Here is a 22,848-nt window from a genome sequence, read left to right as displayed (position 1 = left end):
AAATTATGGATATTAAGCAGCTTAACCATCTACATACATTGGCCAAATGTGGCAGCTTTACTAAAGCAGCCAGTGAGCTCAACATCGCCCAACCTGCTATTAGCCAAAGCATTAAGCGTTTGGAGCAAGAGCTTGGCGTACTACTCATTAATCGCAATGCCCACCATCGAGGTCAAAAAGGCAGTCGTCTGGCTTTAACATCTGAAGGTCTGGCACTCAATGACCATGCAAAAGTCATTTTACAGCAAGTGGCTCAGGCAAAACGTCACTTACAGGATTTAGCAAATTTGAGTCGTGGTGAAGTGCGAGTGGCCGTACCGGGTATGTTAGGCTCTTATTATCTGCCACGCCGTTTGATGGCGTTTCGGCATCAATACCCTTCACTCAAACTGTCTTTATTTGAAGGTGGAACCCGAGATACGCTACGAATGTTGCAAAATGAGGAAGTGGATATCGCTATCATCACCGAGCAAGACTTGACTGATGAACTTGATAGTCAGTGTCTACTGACCGCACAAATGGTGGTCGCGATGGCTGAAGATCATCCTTTAGCGGCGCTATCTGCCGTACCACTACCTGATTTTTTTGAGCATGAACTGGTAATGTTTAAACCTGGATACTTTCACCGCGAGTGGATGCTGAAACATGCGCAGCGACTCAACATTGATGTCAATATCGCTTTTGAAACCAACCTGATCAACTTGATTAAACAAGTGGTTTCGCAAGGCTATGCCATCACCAGTGTATTAGAGATGGTCATTGAGAAAAATGATCCGATTATTGCCAAACCTTTTGACCCCGCGGTTAATTTGGATCTACATATTGCATGGCATAAAAAACGCCCGTTAGGCCAAGCTGATCGGGCGTTTTTCGAGTTCTTAATGCAAAACCGATAACGACAGAAGCCAAACAAAAATAGCGAAAAATCGCGTATTAGCTGACCACTGCATCCGCTTGGTTTTCAGGTAGCGCTAATTTAAACGCCTCAAGCTGATTACAGTTATACCAAACTTGCTCGATTAATGGATAAGCCGATAAATCTACATTAAATCGTTTTGCGTTGTATATCTGTGGAATTAACACAACATCAGCCAAGGTTACCGAGTCACCAAAACAATATTGACCTGCATGTTCAGCCAGTTGCGCCTCTATCGCTTTAAATCCTTGGTGAATCCATTGATGATACCACTGAGATTTTGATTCATCGGTCACTTTAAGCTCTTTGGCCAAATACTGCAGTACTTTAAGGTTGTTCAGTGGATGAATATCACACGCTATGGCAAAAGCCATTGCCCGAACTTGGGCTTTATCAAAAGCCGTTTGCGGTAACAACGGTGTTTGTGGGAATTGCTCTTCTAAGTAATCGATGATAGCAAGTGACTGGGTTAATACTAACTCTGCCCCTTGTGCATCTTCAACGACCAAGGTAGGTACCAACTCCTGAGGATTGAGTTTGGCGTACTGCTCACTGTGTTGTTGACCACCATCTTTAACTAAGTGAACTGAGATAAGCTCGGCCTGCAGCTGTTTTAGATTGAGCGCGATACGCACTCGATAAGCAGCACTGGATCGCCAATAACCATATAACTTCATCATCATCCCCTTTAAAATTATGCCAATCAGTGTAAACATTTAGTCGCTCAGCAAGCGTTTAGCAGAGCAAATTCTTATGCTGACTGGTATTAGATAGCAAAACGGGGCAAACACCGTCGCCCCGTTATCATCATTTATTGCACAATGGTCTTAGGCTTTATATTCCACGACTTGTTGGTCAATTGAGCCAAAAATAGAATCTCCATTGTCATCAAACATTTCAATACGCACACGGTCACCAAACTTCATGAACGATGTTGCAGGCTTTCCATCTGCAATCGTCTCTAGCATGCGTGTTTCGGCTAAGCAGCTCGAGCCTGCACTGCGGTCATAATTTGAAATGGTACCGGAGCCAATAATGGCACCGGCGCCCAATGGACGAGTTTTAGTAAAGTGAGTGATCAATTCACCAAAGTTAAATGTCATATCCACACCGGCATTTGGCTTACCAAACAACTCACCGTTTAAGTGGGTCACCAGTGGTAAATGCACTTTGGTTTCTTGCCACTTATCACCTAACTCATCAGGGGTCACCGCCACAGGTGAGAAGCTGCTTGAAGGTTTAGACTGGAAAAAACCAAACCCTTTCGCTAGTTCACCCGGAATAAGATTACGTAGCGACACATCATTAACCAACATGAGCAATTTAATGTGCTGGGCAGCATTGTCTGCGCTCACAGCCATAGGCACGTCATCGGTGATCACCGCCACTTCTGATTCAAAATCGATACCCCAGTCTTCACTACCAAGCTCAATGTCAGCTTTTGGTGCAATGAAGCAATCTGAGCCACCTTGGTAAACTAGCGGATCTGTCCAGAATGTCTCAGGCATTTCAGCACCACGCGCTTTACGTACCAGCTCCACATGGTTAACGTAAGCACTGCCATCGGCCCATTGATAAGCGCGTGGTAGCGGAGATAAACACTTGCTCTCATCAAAATCGACACTGTTATCTAACTGGCCAGCATTTAGCGCTTCATAGAGCTCTTGTAGCTGAGGTTGAAGCAATGCCCATGCATCCAATAGTTGTTGCATAGTGTGTGCTATCGCTGGCACTGCAACGGCTTTTTTCAAGTCACGGCTGACTAACATTAACTGGCCATCGCGACGACCGTTATTATAAGTTGCTAACTTCATACCCACTCCTAAAACTGATGAGTACAGCCAAATGTTATTGTTCAATCACACTGCTTGTGTGTTTTATGGCTGTACAGAACTGCTGTTATTATAGAAATACCCCAAGCCATTACAGATAGGAATAGCGTGATATTAATCACATTCTTAGCCTGCAACGCTGTTTTTGTACAATTTAATTTACAGTCACAAAAAAGCAGCTGAATCGCTGCTTTTTGCTCAATAATTGGCTAAATATCCATCATCAAAGTGGCAATTTGCTGTTACATGCTTTTTTGCTTGCTGATCTTATACTCGCGTAACTTATTGGCGATTGCTGTATGAGACACGCCCAATTTCTTCGCCAACTGTCTGGTACTTGGATAAGCTGGATACAAGCGGCGTAGTAGGCTAGCCTCAAATTGCTTCATGGCTTGATCTAAACTGCCCTCAAATTGGTGGTCAAAATAACCAAATCCTTCTGCATAAGATGGCAGTTTTAATTGCTCTACCGTTAGCTCAGCAGAACCGTCCCACATCGATACCGCTCTAAAAATAGCATTCTTCAATTGACGCACATTGCCCGGCCAAGCATAGCCTAACAGGTGGTCACGGCATTGAGCCGAAATTCGCCTAATGGGTATCGACAGTTGCTGACTATAATGCTCTAAGAACATTTCCGTTAGTGGGATCACATCGACTTTTCTATCACGTAGCGATGGCATGTGGAAACTTAATACATGGATGCGGTAATACAGATCTTCTCTAAAGTCACCTGTTTGGCATAACTCTGCTAAGTTCTTTTGAGTGGAGCAGATAATACGAACATCGGCCTGCACTTCTTCATCTCCACCCACTCGGCGATAAGTGCCATCTTGCAACAAACGTAGCAGTTTAACCTGCGCTGAGCGTGACATTTCTGCGATTTCATCGAGGAATACTGTGCCGCCCTTTGCTTCTTCAAAAAAGCCGCGTTTAACCACTTCGCCTTGGCTACTAACAAAACCAAACAGTTCTTCTTCTGCAGCACTATCAGGCATTGCAGCACAATTAATCGCGATAAATGGATGTTCACGGCGCATACTCGCATCATGACATGCCCTTGCCATTAACTCTTTACCAGTGCCGGTTTCACCGGTGATCAGCAGCGGTGCATCCAGTTGCGCCATTCTGCGAGCTTGGACCAACACTTCTTTCATTTTATCACTGGCTGCCAGCACATTTTCAAAACCGCTGGTTTGGTTTTGTAGCGCATTAAACTGCTTACCCACTCTCGCGGGTGATTTTAGCGATACAACGGCGCCGGCTAAAATGCTGCTGTCATTTTCATCTGGCAGGTAGATAGGTAGCATTTCTGCAAGGTATTCATTAGGACCAATGTTAACCCGCGTCGCTTGCGCGAGTACCACGCTTTCACTTAGCCAGCGGCTAAAGTTAAACCCTTGCACCCAATGGTTAATCGACTCATCAAGTACCTCGTGCTCTTCCATGCCCACAGTCATCAATGCTGATTCATTAACAATGCGTACCCGAGCTTTGGCATCTATTGAAAATACCGAGTCTGGTAGGGTTTTAAGTAGAGTTTTTAAAGCATAGTGCTCTTGCTCTGAGGGCATAAAGGAGACTGTGCGTACATCATGCACCCCTTCAACCTTACGAATTAGCGGCAGCAATTCGCTTAAAGTATCAAAGTTTACTTCAGCAAATTGTAAGTATAAGAATCCTTGGTTGCTCGCATCGATAGCTAATAAATTGATGCCATAGCCTTCCATGATAGTCAGAATATCTTTGGCAAGGCCGACGCGATCCAAACAGCTCACTTCCAAGCGCATAGTGTCATTGTCCCTATTATTTTAATTATGCCCTTCTGGGATTTAAGTCATCTCATTGGTACGACAAACAGGCCGTTACGGGTAAATCCGGCCAAGTGTAGAGATTATGATACGTTAGAATGGAATGGCTTTCGTGGCAAGCATTGTTTACAAATTGAATTGTTTTGCGGCAAAAAAAAAGTGCACCACTAAATGTAATGCACTAATAATTATAATCTTTTTTACTAATCTAATAACTGGTCTGTTTTCGCAGCCATAATGAAATCATTACGGTGTAAACCTTTGATTGAGTGTGACCACCAGGTCACAGTTACCTTGCCCCACTCAGTCAAAATACCTGGATGATGGAACTCTTCCTCGGCTAAGTCGGCAAGTTTATTGGTAAAGGCCATAGCAAGTTTGAAATTTTTAAACTTGTATACTCGCTCTAACTGCATAATACCATCGCGCACTTCAACACCCCAATCAGGGATCATGCGAATTAACTCAGCCAACTCGGCATCAGTCACTTTAGGGGCATCTGCTTGGCATGCTTCACACTTCATTTCTGCTAGCTTGGTCATTATTATTCCTTTGATAATTAATTCGTCTGATTCTTTGGTTCAAATAACGGTGGCAATAATCCAAGTGACATCGCCTGTTTTACTGCTGACATAATGTCCATCGCAACAATTTCATCTAAAAAGTCAATTGACTCAATATGATAATAAATAGGCTGCATAATATCGATTCGATATGGTGTACGTAATACTTCAATTAAATCGAATGGCTTCACAATAGGTGTGCTGCTCATTGCGTATTCAGTTTCACCCGGTGAGCTTAAAATGCCGCCGCCGTATATCGATCTTTTACCATCAGATGACTGTAGTAGCCCAAACTCCACGGTAAACCAATAAAGTCTGGCTAAGTACACCCGCTCTTGCTTACTAGCGGCTAGACCTAACTTGCCATAGGCATGTGAAAAACGGGCAAATGATGGGTTAGTTAACAGCGGGCAATGGCCAAATATCTCATGAAAAATATCCGGCTCGCGCAAGTAATCAAACTCTTCTTTGCTACGAATAAAGGTCGCCACAGGAAACGCTTGATTCGCGAGTAACTCAAAAAACTTCTCAAATGAGATCAGCGCGGGCACTGCTGCTGTTTTCCAACCCGTTGTTTGTTGCAACACTGCATCAATTTCGCTCAATTGCGGGATTCGGTCAGAAGGTAAATTTAACTTAGTGAGTCCATCCAAATACTCTTGGCAAGCATATGGCGGCAAGTTGTCTTGTTGACGGGCAAAAAGTTGTTGCCAAATATCATGTTCAGCTTGTGGATACTCAATCACCCCTTGGGCATTGGGTAGCCTAGCTTCATATTGCGTTAGTTTGCTCATGTTTTAATTATCGTTAGTACTCTCCCTTTCATAGTTGACCAAAGTTGCTGGTTTGTTAATAGATCACAGTTCCGTTGATCGGGCAAATACCGGAAAATTTTGTAAACTAAATGGTACACAAGAGTAATCAAATACAGATATCATCGGAAAAACAAACACTAATGTCGTAAATAAATATGTCCAAAATATACATGCATTGAGGAGATTTACTGACTAGAGAAAGATTTCATATTACTTTGGCTCATTAAATAGTCGCGACATAATTTATTTCTAAAGCATCAAGAGCTAACTAAAATTGATCATGGTTTAACCGTTGCTTCTGAAGATGGATATTCTTTCGATATTAAGTACAATTAAGTACTTATTATGCTCACAAACTATTCATTACAAGGATTTGCATGAAAGCAAATAATATTCGTAAAGCAGTCATTCCCGTTGCAGGATTAGGCACAAGGATGCTGCCAGCCACTAAAGCCATTCCAAAAGAGATGCTTCCCATTGTCGATAAGCCCCTGATTCAATATGTGGTTAATGAAGCAATTGCTGCGGGAATTACTGAAATAGTATTAGTGACACATGCCAGTAAAAATTCGATAGAGAACCATTTTGACTGCAGTTTCGAATTGGAAGCGCAATTAGAAAGTCGCGTCAAACGTCAGCTGCTCGCTGAAGTTCAGTCTATTTGCCCAGATGGCGTAACCGTTATCAGTGTACGTCAATCTCAGGCCAAAGGCCTAGGACACGCAATCTTGTGCGCCCAACAAGTAGTTGGTGACGCGCCATTTGCAGTTTTGCTGCCTGACGTTATCGTCGATGAATATCACAGCAATTTGGCCAAAGACAACTTGGCCGATATGGTATCTCGCTTTAACCAAGATGGTATTAGTCAGATCATGGTTGAAAGCGTACCGCAACAGAGTGTTGATCAATACGGTATCGCTGATGTTCAAGGGGAAAACCTTTCCCCTGGTGATTCGATGCCTATTTCCGAATTAGTAGAGAAACCTAAAATAGAACAAGCTCCATCGAACCTTGCTGTAGTTGGGCGTTACATTTTACCTAAGGAGATCTGGCCATTACTGGCTAAGACACCAGCCGGAGCCGGCGGTGAAATTCAGCTCACCGACGCCATTGCAATGCTAATGGAGCGGACCCAAGTCAACGCTTATTTAATGCAGGGTAAAAGCCATGATTGCGGTAATAAACTCGGCTACATGCGTGCCAATGTCGAGTATGGCTTACGTCATAGCCAAATAGGTTCTTCTTTCGCCGATTGTATTGTCGAACTCGCCAACGATATACAAGGAAAATAACATGACAGTACTCGTAACCGGTGGTGCAGGCTATATCGGCTCCCACACACTAGTTCAGCTACTTGAAGATAATCAACAAGTTGTGGTGATTGACAACCTCAGCAATGCCAGCGTTGAGTCACTCGTTAGAGTAGAGAACATCACCGGTAAACAGATAACTTTTTACCAAGGCGATGTACTTAACAAAGCGCTATTGCAAAAGATATTTACTGACCATGATATCAATGCTGTTATCCATTTTGCTGGATTAAAAGCCGTGGGTGAATCAGTCCAGCAGCCACTTAGATATTATGAGAATAACGTCACCGGTACTTTAAGCCTCTGTGAAGTGATGGCTCAATTTGACGTGAAAAACCTGGTATTTAGTTCATCTGCGACTGTTTATGGCGATCCCGCAAGCCTGCCAATTACCGAAGATTTCCCAACCAGCGCAACCAACCCTTATGGCCAGTCTAAGCTCATGGTTGAGCATATACTCAATGACTTATACCGGGCTGATAACAGTTGGAATATTGCCGTACTACGCTACTTTAACCCGGTTGGTGCTCACCCCAGCGGCTTGATTGGTGAAGATCCTAATGATATTCCAAATAATCTAATGCCGTTTATTGCCCAAGTCGCCGTAGGTAAACGCCCTTCCCTAAATGTTTGGGGCAACGATTATGATACCCATGATGGTACCGGAGTGCGGGACTATATCCATGTAGTCGATTTAGCCAATGGCCATTTAAAAGCATTGCAAAAAATCGCCACCAAACCTGGCCTAGTTACCTACAATTTAGGCACTGGGAATGGCTATAGCGTACTTGATATGGTTCAGGCATTTGAAAAGGCTTGTGGTAAAACACTGCCATATACCTTTGAGCCTCGTCGCGCTGGAGATATTGCAGCTTGTTACGCTAACCCTTCTAAAGCTAACGCCGAGCTAGGCTGGTATGCATCTCACTCGATTGATGACATGACAAAAAGTACCTGGCATTGGCAATCAAACAACCCCAATGGTTATAATAGCCAGTAACGTGTTGTATAGCTCGCCAGGTTTTGGCGAGCACTTTAAGGCTGTTCATGTCCAATCGAATTAATCAAAGTAGACGTAATTTATTTAGCCGCCGCAAAACCAATGTCATTCGTCCCCCTTGGGTCAAGCTGGATATTGAGTTCACCGATTATTGCACTCGCTGTGACAAATGTATCGATGCCTGTGAAACTCAGATTATTGCTAGAGGAGATGGCGGGTTTCCCGAAATTAATTTTAGCCGTGATGAATGTACTTTTTGCGGCAATTGCTCAGAGGTTTGCCCTGAACCGCTATTTGATAAACAGCAAACGTCTCCTTGGACAATAAAAGCTTCAATAAAGGATAATTGTTTGGCCTTTAATGGCGTGTGGTGCCAAAGCTGCAAAGATGCCTGTGAACCAAGAGCCATCAGTTTTAGTCCTCAAATTGGTAAAGCCCCTCAACCAACCATTAACCTAAACAGCTGTACTGGTTGTGGCGCATGCGTTGCTCCCTGCCCTAATGGTGCAATCATTGTTGGCAATGATGTAACATCCTAATGACAAAAATCTGACTACAGCGCCAAATATTAGTGGTTTGATTGTGTAAAAATTCAAGATAATATCTAGGTACAACCTCAAAATTAATCTTGTTTATGTTTGGAAATAAGAAAAATACCAATGGACTTACTTTTATCGCTCAAGGTACTAAACTCTCGGGCGAAACCCATTTTGAAGGCGAAGCACTTATCGGCGGTGAACTGTATGGAAAGATCAGTTCTACTGGCAAAATAACCATAGAAGCCGAAGGTTATATCGACGGTGACTTACGTTGCAAAGAGCTCAAAGTCTCTGGTGTTTTTAAAGGTAAATTAAAGTGCGATAAACTCAATATTACCAACACAGGATCTGTCGAGGGTGAAATAGCCTGTGAATCGATGGAGATCTTTGAAGGTGGTCAATTCATTGGGATGCGTGTACGCGAAGAAGTCAACCTGCTGTCCAGTGTCATCGACGAAGATAATGTCGCCGCTAACGGTTAATCCTATGCTGCTCTTGCGCTAACACAGTATCTGTTAGCGCCTCCTTACCCAATTAATCTGACAGCGCTTGTTGCTGGTACTGACGTAGCATTTGCATAAATGCCTGTGGCTCTCTATCTAGACAATCCCACGGGACATAGACGTGATATCCGAGATGCTCCCCCAAAAACCGACAGCGATGGCCAAACATCGCCATCACTCCGGTAAAACGGTTACCTTCTATCTTTAGAGGCGTAAACTCTGAATTGAGGTAGTTTTCTAACATTAAAAGTTCACCATCAAGCTCTATCGACGAAATCAGTAAAGGTCGCTGCTCTGTAAGCAATCCAGTGGCCAATCTCGGCGAAATAAGCTGCAATAATGGTGATATTTGTTTTAGTTTGATGCCAATATAAGGCAGCTCTGTTAGCCCATCAGCGCTGTGCACACATGGGATATCTATTCGTTGAATATTAACCCACTCGACCGCTATGGTGCCACGTCGATGTCGATACACCAGCCCTCTATCACTGAGCTCAACTGGCACAGCAGGCTCGATAATTTTAGCAATACCAATCACGAGTAGAATAGCGCCAACAATGAAACACAACATGCCTACTGCAAATATTGACTGGTAAAACAAAAAGATAAAAAGGCCGATAACCAGCGACGTTATACCCGCAATGGTACAAGTAATGCCATTGTGCTTAGTAATAGAGCGAATCTGTTTAATATTTTCTTGTGACATAGTTAGCCGCTGTTAGCTTTATTAAAATACATACTTAATTTGCAGCCACAGCAAGCCTAAGTATTCATGAATAGCCCGTTGTGATGCAGATAGGTTAGCAACACTGACATTCCACCAACTATCTGTCGGTGTAATAAAGTCTGTCGGCGCTGCTATAGGAACCAGTCCTTCTGCTTCAAATGTTGCCATAGCTCTTGGCATATGTGTGGCAGATGTCACTAGTTTAAAGGGTGTTTGACCAAGATATTGTTCAACATATTGCGCTTCTTCAATCGTGTCCCTTGCTTCAGGAAAAGTGATGATTCGATCGCGACTTATCCCCAATGACATTGCGGCATCAGCCATAATATCTGCATGAGCAGGTCCTGCCCCTCCGCCAGTCCAGCCACTAAAAATAAAATAGCATCCCTGAGTCAAGCTGCCTTGACGTAATCCTTCAATTAGTCGCGCCAGTGCCGTCGACGATAACTGCTGTAAGGCAAATTGGCTATGCGCTACTTGATGACTGTTCCCCAGCACTGCGATATAACACTGACCTTGCAATGGGACATTATTGATAGAGTATTGTCGCTCTAAGGGTGCAACAAGCAGCGCACTACCAAATTGGCTACTTAAGCCTAAAAGCCAAATAACGGCGACACTGACTAGAGACTTTGCCAAAGCTGAGCGGTGCCAAAACAGTACGGCCAGCAGCAACAGCATCAAGGTAAATGGAATTGGCATGAAGAACTGTGAAAGGAATTTTTTTAAGCCAAACACGTAAGGTAATGTACCTTGCCCTATTAAAGATAGAGCAAGTTTACATTAGAAACTAAATGGGTCCAAACCCGTTACGCCACTTATACAGACATAGTTCTACTTAGGTTTACTTAAGACTAGTTATTGTACCAAAGCCACGCAGCACCACGAACCCCAGAGGAGCAGCCGTAAAGATTGGCGACCACAGGTGTACGGCATTCGGAACCTAATACATATTGATTGAGTTTCTCAGGTAACCTTGGGTAGATTTCTTGCACATTAGACATGCCACCACCCAGCACAATAGCATCCGGGTCAAGCACATTGATAACATGAGCAAGTGCTCTGGCTAATCTGTCCATATATCGCTCAAAGCAGTCAATCGCTAATTGATCTCCTTGAGCAAACAGCGCCATGATTTCGTTGCCTGTTTGCGCTTTACCGCCATGGGCATTGTGATCACGGACAAACCCAGTGCCAGAAATAAAGGTTTCAATACAATCTTTATTACCACAAAAACATTCAGTGCTATTAAATTCTTCACTGGTCATCCAAGGTAAAGGATTATGTCCCCACTCACCACCAATGCCATTGCCACCGCCATGAACTTTACCATTAATCGCTAGTCCAGCACCGCAGCCTGTACCGATAATTACCCCAAATACCACCCCTTTGCCAGCAGCGGCACCATCTACCGCCTCGGATACCGCAAAGCAGTTGGCATCATTGGCTACGCGTATTTCACGGTTGAGCATCTCACCTAAATCTTTATCCAATGGGTGACCATTGATCCAAGTAGAGTTTGCATTTTTGACCAAACCGGTGAATGGAGAGATAACGCCTGGTATACCGACCCCAACAGTGCCCTGTTGGCCGGTTGCCTGCTCGGCTTCATTAACCAGCTGCGCTAAGGTATTCAGTGTTTGCTGATACTCTCTTGGTGTAGGCACTCGTTTACGAAAAATCTCTTTGCCTTGATCATCTATGGCTACCAACTCAATTTTGGTGCCACCAAGATCTATCCCCATCCGCATCATGTTCTACTCCAAATCACCATTATTCATGTTGTCATAAAAGCCATTAACTTGTGTTAACGCTTACAATCAATTTATTGTTCAACCATTGGTTCTGTATTGCTAGCGCTACTCACCAGCTGAGCTATTACAAAAATTTTACACTTTGCTTTGCCGATACTATGTCAGTTGTGCACAATATTAAAGTTCTTAGCTAACCTATGCATTCGTATTCAACAATGCTGAAACTATTTCAAGCTGTGATAACTGCCAATGCCGACAATAGACACAAAGCCAGCATTTATATTGCACACCCCTCACCAGTATTAGGCGCAATACTGCATTCATATACCCTTACGTAGTCAATCACTAATGATTGCGGGAATACTGAAGCATCAACGCCTTTTTCATTGACCTGACTCGGCCAATTTCCACCTACCGCTAAATTCAGGATTAAATGAAACGGCTGATCAAACGGTGCACTGGAATGCGCAGTCACCCATTGTCCATTAACTTGCTGTTGGCTATACCAATCGCTCTGAGTTTGGGTGGCATAGTGCACATCGTCAACATACCAACGAATTTCGCCTTGTTGCCACTCTATCGCATAGGTATGAAAATCATCTGCTGGACTGACATCATTGGGTAACCGATAAGCAGAGCCGCTATATACGTTCTCTGGCCAAGGCCTGCCATAATGCAAAGTTCCATGTACGCGGGTTTCACGCTCATTTAGAGGGGCGTTAGCTCTATCCGACGCGGTACCTAAATTAACCGCCTCCATGATATCTATCTCTCCGGAAGCGGCCCAACCTCCATACTCCCAATCACTTGGTAGCATCCAAATCGCCGGCCAAGTACCCTGGCCTTTGGGTAATTTGGCGCGAATTTCAAATCGACCATAAGTCCAGTCACCTTTATCGACCGTCCGCAGCCTAGCAGAAGTATAAGCTTGGGGTCGACTGGTATCATTCGCATCATATTCGGGTGAATCATCTTGCATAGCTGGCCCGCTATAAGACTCAGCTTTTGCAGTGATAACGAGCTTTCCTTGACTAATATATGCGTTGTCTTTTCGAGCTGTGTAACACTGCTGTTCTTGGTTACCGCCGCCAAAACAATTAACTTCAAAACTCCACTTGCTCTCATCTATTTCACTGGCATCAAACTCATCCGACCAAACCAGTTGCCACTGCGGCGTGTCTAGACTGCTGTTTGCGGCAGAAGTTGCCGTTTGTGCTTGTGGCTCGCTTGCGCTATCAGAACCGCAGCCAACCATTAGCAACAAAGCGGCAAAACTCATTATTTGACAGCACTTTTTCATGAATAAATCCTTGCCATACGCTCACGAGTTTGACCCGCGAGCACTTAAAGTAATTCGGGCGTGTTAACCTTTTGCTCGGAAGATCAACATGCCCTCGTGGTTACTGGCAACTCATGTTTGCCTGCTCTGCACCGTTAGGCACGATCGCGATGTTAGCTATACCGATAGATAGCTGCCCTTTAGAAGAGAGCTGCATCGGTTTGCTGACGCGACTAAAATCCACGCCTTTGTCGGCAAAACACTTTAAATCAACAGCAAAATGCTGCCACTGTCCCTCAGGCAAAGCCGCTAACTGAGCAGCAATATCAATAGCCGTAGTACATTCAGGTTCGCAATCCATCGTCAGCATTACGTTATCGGTGTTAAACGCACGCTTATCAATATCAAAACTCAATACACCTTTGGCTTCGCTGTAGGCGCGCAAATCCCGCGGGAAGTTACCAAAAATAGCAAACCCACCTTCAGCGCTACCATTAAAGGTAAATAAACGCGCATCTTCCTGCACCGCTTTATCTATAGTTCGGGTATAAATCACATCATTTTCAGCGATGGTTTCAGTTAAAGGCGCCACGCCTTTCTCACTACCAATGGCTATTTTCCACGGTGTAACTATGCCACGGTCAAACAGCGCAAGTGGCTGCAACGCTTTGATATCACGCTCCACCACTTCAGATAAATCACTGGCGATATTGATATTGTCACTAACACTTAAACCGTATCCATAGGCAAACAACGGAGAGTATTGCTCATCAAAACGATTAACATTGGTTTGATCAGCACTTTTTGGCCAAGAAAATGAAAGTCGTCCGGTAAAGTCATGTTGAACTTTGCCGTGTTTGTCTCTAAATAACAGCTCAGCAACGCCATTTCCTTCAGAGCCAGGTAGCCAAGCAGCAACAAATGCATCCGACGCATTAAGCTCTGCATTTACCCACATTGGTCTGCCGCTAATAAATACCGATACAACAGGGATTCCTTGAGCTTTAAGGCGTTTAAGTAAGGCTAAATCTTGCTTATCACCACGTTGATACTCTAAATCATCTCTATCACCGTGGCCCTCTGCATAAGGCTCTTCACCAAAAACAACTATTGCCACGTCAGGGCGGGTGTCAAACTTACCTGATTCACTGAGGGTGACTTTGCCTCCAGCCATTTCAACCTGCTGTTTAACACCGTCATAAATTGAGGTACCGCCGGGAAAATCACTATTTTGATTATTGGTTCCCTGCCAAGTAATTGACCAGCCCCCAGACTGCTTACCAATATTGTCGGCGCCATCACCGGCAATCAACACATGTTGATTGGCAGACAATGGCAATAACTGCTGATTGTTCTTAAGTAATACCAAAGATTCACGCACAGCTTGTCTAGCAACATCACGATGTTCTTTAGCACCTATTAGCTCAGTTTTTCCTGAAAGTTGGCGCTTAGCAGGGCTTGGTTTTTCAAACAGTCCAGCTCGAATTTTCACTCTTAAAATACGTGATACCGCATCGTCAACGCGCGACATCGGAATCTCGCCCGCTTTCACTTGTGCAAGGGTGTTATAATACAATGGCTTCCAAGCACCAGTTGGCACCATGAATACATCTAAGCCTGCATTAATCGATTCTGGGCAAGACTCGTTACTACAACCTTTTACTTGTCCGTGACCGTTCCAATCGCCAACGACAAATCCATCAAATCCCATGCGCGTCTTTAACACATCGGTAAGTAAATATGGATTGCCGTGGTTTTTGATACCGTGCCAACTGTTAAATGACGCCATAACCGTTTGCGCGCCAGCACTTAAGCCACCAACATAGCCCTGTGCATGGATATCTATCATCTGTTGTTCAGTCGCTAGGTTTTCTCCCTGATCAACGCCGTTTACCGTACCGCCATCACCAAGAAAATGCTTTACCGTTGCAACAACGCGTTCATTGCCAAGAAAATCCTCATCGACCCGACCTTGCAGACCACTAACGATTGCACGCGAATACTCTCGTACAATTTCAGGATCTTCAGAGTAACCTTCATAGGTACGCCCCCAGCGGTCATCACGTACCACAGCAACAGTTGGGGCAAATACCCAATCTATACCGGTGACCATCACTTCAGTAGCGGTAATAGCGGCAATTTGCTCAATTAACTCAGGATTATTTGCCGCACCTAAACCAATATTATGTGGAAACAAGGTGGCACCAATCACGTTATTGTGACCATGCACAGCATCGGTGCCCCACATTGTCGGAATAGCAGAACCATCAAGGCTATCGTCAACTGAAGCCTGATACATGGATTCAGCTAAAGCTATCCAATCTTGCGGTGTGGCATGCTTATCATTGTTAGGGAAAGCTCCCCCACCATTAAGGTAAGAGCCAAAGCCATATTTACGCATATCCTCAACGGTAATATCGCGAATTTCTGGCTGAATCATCTGTGCAATCTTTTGCTCAAGTGTCATGTCTGCCAGTAGGCTTTTAATTCGCTGCTCAACTTCAGTATCAGCCTTTACATCGCTTACAATCACTGGCCAGCGGGTCAACTGCCTATCTGTCGCAGCATTGGTATCAACAGTCGCTTGAGTAGGTGCTGTATGGTTTTCAACACAAGCGGTGATCAGCGTGCTTGTCGCCAATAGTGCCAAAGTGTGTTTAACAAACTTGTTGTTCATTGATGACATTGTCAAAACTCCCATGACTATAGTTCCTTGTTGGCAAGCTGCAGCTTATGGCCAGATAAACCATAAAATACGATGTAAACAAAACAGATTAATGGCAATAGGAAAGACAGCTGGATACCTAAACTGTCAGCCATCACTCCCTGAACCACCGGTAATATTGCGCCACCGACTATCGCTAGGCAGAGAATGCCCGAGCCTTGGCTGGTGTATTTTCCTAAACCATTCAACGCCAGCGTGAAAATCGTTGGAAACATAATCGAATTACACAGCCCCACTAAAGTAATGGCCCATAAAGCTGTCATACCAGATGAGAATGTGGCTACCAGCAAAAGTACGATTGCAACAATACCGTTAAAGCTGAGTACTTTACTGGCAGCAAACTTTTGCATCACCACAGCACCAATAAAGCGCCCAACCATGGCCCCGCCCCAGAAATAGGTGACATATTTTGCAGCTTGATGCTCTGTTAGTCCGGCAATATCATCTTGTGCCGCAAAGTTAATAATCAAACTGCCGATGCCAACTTCTGCCCCGACATACACAAAAATGGCCACTGCACCTAAAACCAAGTGCTTATATTGCCAAGCCGAGCCACCATCAATATCGTCAGTGGGTGATACCGCTGTTTGCATCGTTGGCTTAGGCAATTTTAATAACGCAAAAATCACAGCCATTAATAACAAGGTGCCGGCAAGGATCAGATAAGGCGTCTGCACCGCTGTCGCCTGAACTTTGGCTTGCTCTGTTGCTGGCGCGAGTGACTCTGCAGCCACCGACAAAATTAACCAACCTCCAAGAATAGGTGCAACCGTTGCGCCGAGAGAATTAAAAGCCTGGGTCATGGTCAGTCTAGAAGATGAAGTTTCAGCGCTACCCAGTATGCTGACATAAGGATTGGCAGAAACTTGTAAAATAGTAATACCTGCGGCTAACACAAATAGTGCGGTTAAGAATGCGGCATAAGACCCCGTAGTCGCAACGGGGTAAAACGCCAGTGCGCCAACACAGGCGACTAACAAGCCAACCACGATTCCGCGCTGAAAACCAAGCTTAGCGACCAATGCGCCAGCCGGGACTGACACAAGAAAATAAGCACCAAAAAAGCAAAACTGAATCAGCATAGCTTGGGTATAGTTAAGCTCAAACATCCCTTTTAAATAAGGAATCAAAATATCATTTAGGCTGGTGATTAAGCCCCAAATAAAAAATAACGATGTTAAACACACCAAAGGAAAAGCATAGTTTTGCCCTTGCGGTGTCGCCGTTGTTTGCGATGCAGTTTCAGCCTGCGGTGTAATAGCCATAATAATCCCCAGTAAACTCAAATATTTACTTCATAAGTTAGCCAACAGCCTATTGTTGATTTTATGTTGCGCTCAAAATGTAGCAGTTTGTATTACTTGCTCCAAAAGCGCATTTATAAACAGGTTGACCTTTAATTATGAAAGCTCTATTGTTATGTAAGCGCTTTCATTTATAACACAGTAATAACAATTAGCAACTCATTTCGACAGGAAGTCGGATACATTTTGTAAGCGCTTACATGATTAGTGTTTGATAACGAGGTTGTACTGAGGTGCCATCGCAAGCAGAGCCAAGCATTTTTGCTCGCGACAATCACAGATAGCATTCAGAGATTAATCGCATCCTTGATTTTGGAACAATGAGAAAAAAGATGACCAAGATGACCATTGCGCTACCAGAGCATTCAGTAATGCGCTCTGCAGATTTTACTTATGGTGTAGCAACTGCAGCCTTTCAAATTGAGGGAGCTGCCAATCAGCGCATCAATAATATTTGGGATACTTTTTGTGCTAAGCAAGGCACGATTGCGGATGGTTCTAATGGCGACATCGCCTGTGACCATTATCATTTATGGGAGCAAGATGTCGCACTCATTGCTTCATTAGGCGTTGATGCTTATCGCTTTTCAATTTCTTGGGGACGAGTATTAAATCAAGATGGCAGCGTTAACCAAATGGGTATGGATTTCTATATCCAATTGCTAGATAGGCTGATTTCACTGAACATCAAGCCCTATGTGACCTTATATCATTGGGACTTACCGCAACATATAGAAGATAACGGTGGCTGGCAGAATCGCCAAACAGCCTATCTATTCCAAGATTATGCCGCCAAAGTCGCTCAAGCTTTCGGCAATCGAGTCTACTCCTATGCTACGCTCAATGAACCTTTTTGTAGCGCGTACCTTGGCTATGAAGAAGGCATTCACGCACCTGGCATCACCAGCCAAAAAGCTGGGCGCGCTGCGGCTCATCACTTGCTACTTGCCCACGGTTTGGCCATGCAAGTATTGCAAGAACATGCACCTAATAGCCAAAACGGCATCGTACTCAATTTCACCCCGGCCTACTCATTAACAGAATCTGAGCAAGATAAGGCAGCAACTGCCTATGCGGAAGACTACCATAATCAATGGTATATCAAACCACTGTTTGATCGTTGCTACCCAGAGATTATTCACAGTCTACCTGACGAGGTTAAACCGCCAATTCTTGACGGAGATATGGAGATCATTGCCCAGCCACTGGACTTTTTAGGCATTAACTTCTATACCCGCGCGGTCTATCGTGCTCACCCTGACACCATTTTTGAACAAGTGATGGATCTGGATGTACCGAGAACCGATATTGGTTGGGAAATATATCCACAAGCAATGACAGAGCTGTTATGTTCATTAAATCAACGTTATGCATTGCCACCCATTTTTATCACTGAAAACGGTGCAGCCATTGATGATGAGATTGAGCAAGGCGAGGTAAACGATCAACGACGAGTTGAATATTACCAACAACACTTAAATGCAGTGCACCTAGCTTGTGAGCAAGGCGTTGACGTACAGGGCTATTTTGCGTGGAGCCTAATGGATAATTTTGAATGGGCTGAAGGCTATTTAAAACGTTTTGGCATTGTATATGTGGATTACCTGACACAAAAACGCACCATCAAGACCAGTGGATTGGCGTACAAGCGATTAATTACCGAGCGGTAAATCACTCAACACAATAATAACAATGGACAATAGATGAGTACTCTACCTTTTCGAGAGAAAGTTGGATATGCCATGGGAGATGCCGCGGCTAACCTAGTTTGGCGCGGCGCATTGGCTTACCTTGCGGTTTTTTACACCGATACCTTCGGACTTAGTGCTGCGGCAGCAGCGATGCTATTTCTTGTTGTGCGACTATCGGACGGCGTAACTGACATCATTATGGGTATGGTGGCGGATAGAACCCAAAGCAAATGGGGAAAGTTTAGACCGTGGATTTTATGGTCAACACCGTTTTTAGCGCTGTTTATGGTGCTGTGTTTTACCACCCCAAACTTTTCTGATTCAGGCAAACTCATCTACGCCTACGTAACCTATATCGGCTTAACCTTGGCTTATACAGTGAATAATGTGCCCTACTCCGCGTTAATGGGGGTTATGACACCTGATGATAAAGAGCGCACTAGCCTATCTGGATTTCGCTTTGCCGGTGCATTTGCCGGAGGGCTACTGGTAATGGGCTTCCTGCCGCAGCTTGTGGCTTATTTCGGGCAAGGCAATGATGCTATGGGCTATCAGTACACTATGTATTTATTTGCCGCGATTTTAGCCATCCTGATGTTATTTACCTTTTTATCCACCAAAGAGCGCATTACCCCTGCGATTAACGCAAACAGTAGTTTAAGCAAAGAGCTGAGTGATTTACTCAAAAACCTTCCCTTTATCATCTTGCCGTTATTGGCAATGACCCTATTCTTCTATTACCGCAACTTATACAGCGGCCTATTTTTTGTCTTAGTATTCACCGCGATGGCAATCGTGATCCGCAGGCTAATTAACACACCTCAGTCATCCATATGCGGTAGCCAGCAAGACATGATTGATTTGTTAACCAATAAACCTTGGTTGATTTTGTTGGGTATTGGTTTTCTTACAATGATGTTCAACGGCATCAAATATGGTGTGATCGCCTACTACTTCAAATACCAAGTCGGTGATGAATTAATGGCTGGCAAATATTTCATCGCATTGTTAATTGTTTCTATATTAGGCGCGCTTTCAACGAGCTATTTATCAACACGATTTGATAAACGGCGGTTATTTATTAGTACTTTATTGGCCAGTGCCATACTCACAGCCGCCTTCTTCTGGGTGCCAGCCAACAACATTACCTTAGTATTTGCCTTAGGCTGCGCGGCTGAGTTCTTTGCAGCCATGATGCCAACGCTATTCTTTTCTATGTTAGGTGACTCTGCTGACTATTCAGAATGGAAAAACGGTCGTCGTGCCACCGGCCTGGTCTACTCAGCGGGGACCTTTGTACAAAAAACGGGCGGCGGCTTTGCAGGCGCGCTGGTATTAGTGGTGCTGTCAAGCTATGGCTATGATGGCATGCGCCCTGAAACCATCGCCGCCTCATTACCCGGTATGCAATTACTGATGAGCTGGATACCTGCAGCCTTTGCATTCGCAGCTGCAATGTTGATGTGTTTCTATCCATTAACCAGTGCTCGAAACCAAGATATCAGCCAAACATTAATCGAACGTCGAGCCGCGCCGAGTGCAGCTTAATGGCTTTGCCTTAACTAAGGCGATTTGAGGTAGTCATAATGATTTCAGTAAAAGAAAAACTCGCTTATGGATTAGGTGACACAGCTAGCAACATCATTTTTCAAACCGTGATGATGTTCCTACTTATCTATTACACCGATGTTGTCGGCCTGCCGCCAGAAGCTGTCGGCACCATGTTTCTTATTGTGCGAATTTTTGATGCTATCACCGACCCTATCATGGGCAACTTGGCCGACCGTACCCGCAGTAAATGGGGACAATTTCGTCCGTTTTTGCTATGGCTAGCGATACCCTTTGGTTTGATCAGTGTACTGGCGTTTACCACCCCAGATATTGCCGAAAACCAGAAACTGATATATGCCTTTGTCACCTACACGCTACTTATGCTGGCCTATACCGCCATCAATATCCCCTACTGCGCCTTAGGTGGTGCACTGACTGTTGACCCCAAAGAGCGCGTCTCCATTCAGTCATACCGTTTTGTGTTGGCGATGCTTGGCGGTGTATTTGTTGCAGCATGCACGATGCCGATGGTTGAGTGGTTTGGCCAAGGAGATAAGGCCAAAGGTTATCAGCTCACTATGGCTGCAATGAGCACCATGGGAGTCGTATTTTTCTTAGTGTGCTTTGCAGGCACTAAAGAACGTGTCCAAGTCAGTGGCGAACACAAACACCACTTTATTGATGGCCTCAAGCTACTTTGGCAAAACGATCAAGCAAGATTACTATGCCTTGCTGGCCTGTTTTTACTGACCGGACAAGTCCTAAAAATCACCCTTGCCGTTTACTATGTGAAGTATATTTTACTCAGGGAAGACTTAATTACTCCATTTATGACAATCGGCATGATAGGCAGCATGTTAGGTTGCGCATTTTCACAAACTTTAGCCAAATATGTTTGCAAGATTAAAGCCTATATCAGCCTACAACTGCTGGCCGTTGCTGTCTGCGCCGGTGCCATACTCATCGCACCAGAGCAAACCATACTCGCTTGCATCGCATTTTTTGTATGGAAGTTTTTACTTGATATGGCCACACCATTATTATGGGCGATGATGGCAGATACCATCGACTATGGTCAGTGGAAAATAGGTATCCGACTCTCTGGTATGGTTTATTCTACTGTGATACTTTTCATCAAGTTAGGGATTGCACTTGGTGGTGCTATCGCTGGATGGGCACTAGCTTATTATGGCTATCAAGCCGATACGGTGCAAAGTGAGCAAACACAACAAGGCATTTTGTACTCTTTTACCTTGTTCCCAGCTCTCGGCTCTTTGATAGCGGCAATGATTATGACTCGCTACACCCTAACGAGTAAGAAAATAGAACAAATTCATTTAGCATTTACGGCCAAAGCAGCAAATTAACAAGCAACAAATGCTGCTAGAAAAGGAAGCATATGGCGACAATTTATGATGTGTCTGTATTGGCTGGCGTTTCATTAGCCACTGTCTCACGCGTAATGAACAAAAACGCTAAAGTGAGCGAAAAAACAGAAAAGAAAGTGCTTGATGCCATGGCTCAACTTGGCTACCGTCCCAATGCCATCGCACAGTCACTCGCTTCAAACTGCTCCAATAGTGTTGGCGTGTTAGTGTCTGAGCTTAGAGGTCACTTCTATGGCTCAATGATGAGCGGCATTGAAGCTGAGTTTAGAGTTGCGCATAAACACGTTATTATTGCCGCAGGCCACAGCGAAGAACAACTCGAAAAAGAAGGCATAGAGTTTCTTATTAGCCGTCGATGTGATGCGCTCATTCTGCATGTTGAAGCCGTGTCCGATGAATACCTTATCGAACTATGTCAAGGCCCGGTGCCAGTGGTACTGATCAACCGTTACATAGAGCAGATCGAAGACCGCTGTGTCCACTTAAATAATGAACTTGGTGGTTACATCGCCACCAAAGCGGTCATTGACCAAGGCCACAAAGACATTGCCTATATTGCTGGCCCCTCTTGGAAAGAAGATGCCCAAAACCGTCTTCACGGCCATAAACGCGCCTTAGAAGAGCATAACCTCACTTTCCATGAACAACTGGTGTATGAAGGTGACTATCGCGAGGAAAGCGGCTCTCAAGGTTTTTTAGCCCTACACAAAACCCAACAATCTTTTAGCGCTGTCGTTTGTGCAAACGATGAGATGGCGTCTGGCGCCATGGATGCGGTTCGCACTGTTGGCCTGTCAATGCCGAATGAAATGTCCGTTATGGGTTTTGACAATAATGTGCTAGCTAACTATATGTTTCCTAAACTTTCTTCCGTTGACTACCCCATCGCAGAAATGGGCCACATGGCAGCAAAGATGGTCCTTAAACAGTGTTATCAGTCCCCCCAAGAGAACCTGAGCAACATTTTCGACCCTAAGCTAGTCTTACGAGATTCAATTAGCCAGCACTAATTAGCAAGTCGATTATTCCAAATACCAAACAGGTCCCCGTGAACGTAAAAACCTCACGGGGAAAGACACAATCTTATAATACAATTCCATCATTTCCAGAAAAGCCAAACAACAAAAATAACAATTAAAA

General features: G+C 44.4%; 20 protein-coding genes. 9 read left to right on the top strand and 11 right to left on the bottom strand.

The window, feature by feature from the left end:
* Window positions 1-5: 5 nt before the first annotated feature.
* Window positions 6-896 carry a LysR family transcriptional regulator gene (locus ACHUFW_RS04515; RefSeq protein WP_394200935.1) on the top strand — a complete coding sequence of 297 codons (891 nt, stop codon included), beginning with the start codon at window positions 6-8 and terminating at the stop codon, window positions 894-896.
* Window positions 897-933: 37 nt separating this feature from the next.
* Here the strand turns inward: ACHUFW_RS04515 and maiA are convergent, their stop codons facing one another.
* The 5 genes from maiA to phhA all read right to left on the bottom strand — a co-directional run bounded on the left by maiA (window position 934) and on the right by phhA (window position 5,916).
* Window positions 934-1,593 carry a maleylacetoacetate isomerase gene (gene maiA, locus ACHUFW_RS04510; protein WP_394200934.1) on the bottom strand — a complete coding sequence of 220 codons (660 nt, stop codon included), beginning with the start codon at window positions 1,591-1,593 and terminating at the stop codon, window positions 934-936.
* Between the two features lie 150 nt (window positions 1,594-1,743).
* On the bottom strand, window positions 1,744-2,730 hold the full coding sequence (locus ACHUFW_RS04505) for a fumarylacetoacetate hydrolase family protein (protein ID WP_394200933.1): 987 nt from the start codon (window positions 2,728-2,730) through the stop codon (window positions 1,744-1,746).
* A gap of 260 nt (window positions 2,731-2,990) precedes the next feature.
* A complete protein-coding gene (gene tyrR / locus ACHUFW_RS04500; RefSeq protein ID WP_394200931.1) occupies window positions 2,991-4,538 on the bottom strand; it encodes a transcriptional regulator TyrR in 1,548 nt (515 codons plus the stop codon).
* Window positions 4,539-4,762: 224 nt separating this feature from the next.
* Window positions 4,763-5,101 (bottom strand): 4a-hydroxytetrahydrobiopterin dehydratase, encoded by a 339-nt coding sequence (locus ACHUFW_RS04495; RefSeq protein ID WP_394200930.1) that lies wholly within the window; start codon window positions 5,099-5,101, stop codon window positions 4,763-4,765.
* Window positions 5,102-5,118: 17 nt separating this feature from the next.
* Complete coding sequence (gene phhA / locus ACHUFW_RS04490; protein WP_394200929.1) at window positions 5,119-5,916, bottom strand: phenylalanine 4-monooxygenase; 798 nt, start codon at window positions 5,914-5,916, stop codon at window positions 5,119-5,121.
* A gap of 398 nt (window positions 5,917-6,314) precedes the next feature.
* Between phhA and galU the strand changes: the two genes are divergently transcribed.
* The 4 genes from galU to ACHUFW_RS04470 all read left to right on the top strand — a co-directional run bounded on the left by galU (window position 6,315) and on the right by ACHUFW_RS04470 (window position 9,268).
* Window positions 6,315-7,229: a UTP--glucose-1-phosphate uridylyltransferase GalU gene (gene galU / locus ACHUFW_RS04485; protein WP_394200928.1), complete on the top strand. Its 915-nt coding sequence runs from the start codon at window positions 6,315-6,317 to the stop codon at window positions 7,227-7,229.
* A 1-nt stretch (window position 7,230) separates the two neighbouring features.
* Complete coding sequence (galE, locus tag ACHUFW_RS04480; protein WP_394200926.1) at window positions 7,231-8,247, top strand: UDP-glucose 4-epimerase GalE; 1,017 nt, start codon at window positions 7,231-7,233, stop codon at window positions 8,245-8,247.
* Window positions 8,248-8,294: 47 nt separating this feature from the next.
* Window positions 8,295-8,786, top strand: coding sequence for a ferredoxin-type protein NapF (gene napF / locus ACHUFW_RS04475; RefSeq protein WP_394200924.1), 492 nt, complete (start codon window positions 8,295-8,297; stop codon window positions 8,784-8,786).
* A 95-nt stretch (window positions 8,787-8,881) separates the two neighbouring features.
* Complete coding sequence (locus ACHUFW_RS04470) at window positions 8,882-9,268, top strand: bactofilin family protein (RefSeq protein WP_394200922.1); 387 nt, start codon at window positions 8,882-8,884, stop codon at window positions 9,266-9,268.
* A 52-nt stretch (window positions 9,269-9,320) separates the two neighbouring features.
* Here the strand turns inward: ACHUFW_RS04470 and ACHUFW_RS04465 are convergent, their stop codons facing one another.
* The 6 genes from ACHUFW_RS04465 to ACHUFW_RS04440 form a co-directional block, all read right to left on the bottom strand.
* The gene (locus ACHUFW_RS04465) at window positions 9,321-9,995 is read right to left on the bottom strand and encodes a DUF2982 domain-containing protein (protein WP_394200921.1); all 675 of its coding nucleotides are present in this window, start codon (window positions 9,993-9,995) and stop codon (window positions 9,321-9,323) included.
* A 21-nt stretch (window positions 9,996-10,016) separates the two neighbouring features.
* Complete coding sequence (locus ACHUFW_RS04460) at window positions 10,017-10,718, bottom strand: YdcF family protein (RefSeq protein WP_394201137.1); 702 nt, start codon at window positions 10,716-10,718, stop codon at window positions 10,017-10,019.
* A gap of 152 nt (window positions 10,719-10,870) precedes the next feature.
* A complete protein-coding gene (mak, locus tag ACHUFW_RS04455) occupies window positions 10,871-11,770 on the bottom strand; it encodes a fructokinase (RefSeq protein ID WP_394200920.1) in 900 nt (299 codons plus the stop codon).
* A gap of 277 nt (window positions 11,771-12,047) precedes the next feature.
* On the bottom strand, window positions 12,048-13,070 hold the full coding sequence (locus ACHUFW_RS04450) for a glycoside hydrolase family 16 protein (RefSeq protein ID WP_394200919.1): 1,023 nt from the start codon (window positions 13,068-13,070) through the stop codon (window positions 12,048-12,050).
* Between the two features lie 100 nt (window positions 13,071-13,170).
* Window positions 13,171-15,750, bottom strand: a complete 2,580-nt coding sequence (locus ACHUFW_RS04445) for a glycoside hydrolase family 3 protein (protein WP_394200917.1) — start codon at window positions 15,748-15,750, stop codon at window positions 13,171-13,173.
* 2 nt (window positions 15,751-15,752) lie between these two features.
* On the bottom strand, window positions 15,753-17,039 hold the full coding sequence (locus ACHUFW_RS04440; RefSeq protein WP_394200916.1) for a sugar MFS transporter: 1,287 nt from the start codon (window positions 17,037-17,039) through the stop codon (window positions 15,753-15,755).
* Between the two features lie 380 nt (window positions 17,040-17,419).
* Here ACHUFW_RS04440 and ACHUFW_RS04435 point away from each other — a divergent pair, with 380 nt between their 5' ends.
* The 4 genes from ACHUFW_RS04435 to ACHUFW_RS04420 are packed head-to-tail and all read left to right on the top strand — an operon-like array spanning window position 17,420 to window position 22,718.
* Window positions 17,420-18,748 (top strand): GH1 family beta-glucosidase, encoded by a 1,329-nt coding sequence (locus tag ACHUFW_RS04435; RefSeq protein WP_394201136.1) that lies wholly within the window; start codon window positions 17,420-17,422, stop codon window positions 18,746-18,748.
* Window positions 18,749-18,781: 33 nt separating this feature from the next.
* Entirely contained in the window at window positions 18,782-20,317 is a 1,536-nt protein-coding gene (locus ACHUFW_RS04430; protein WP_394200914.1) for an MFS transporter, read from the top strand.
* A 38-nt stretch (window positions 20,318-20,355) separates the two neighbouring features.
* Complete coding sequence (locus ACHUFW_RS04425) at window positions 20,356-21,687, top strand: glycoside-pentoside-hexuronide (GPH):cation symporter (protein WP_394200913.1); 1,332 nt, start codon at window positions 20,356-20,358, stop codon at window positions 21,685-21,687.
* Between the two features lie 32 nt (window positions 21,688-21,719).
* Window positions 21,720-22,718: a LacI family DNA-binding transcriptional regulator gene (locus ACHUFW_RS04420; protein ID WP_394200911.1), complete on the top strand. Its 999-nt coding sequence runs from the start codon at window positions 21,720-21,722 to the stop codon at window positions 22,716-22,718.
* The last annotated feature ends 130 nt before the right edge of the window (window positions 22,719-22,848 follow it).

The sequence above is a fragment of the Shewanella waksmanii genome (assembly GCF_043643685.1).
Classification (GTDB): domain Bacteria; phylum Pseudomonadota; class Gammaproteobacteria; order Enterobacterales; family Shewanellaceae; genus Shewanella; species Shewanella waksmanii_A.
Note: the sequence above shows the minus strand (reverse complement) of the source record. Positions and strands in the feature narration are given on the sequence as shown.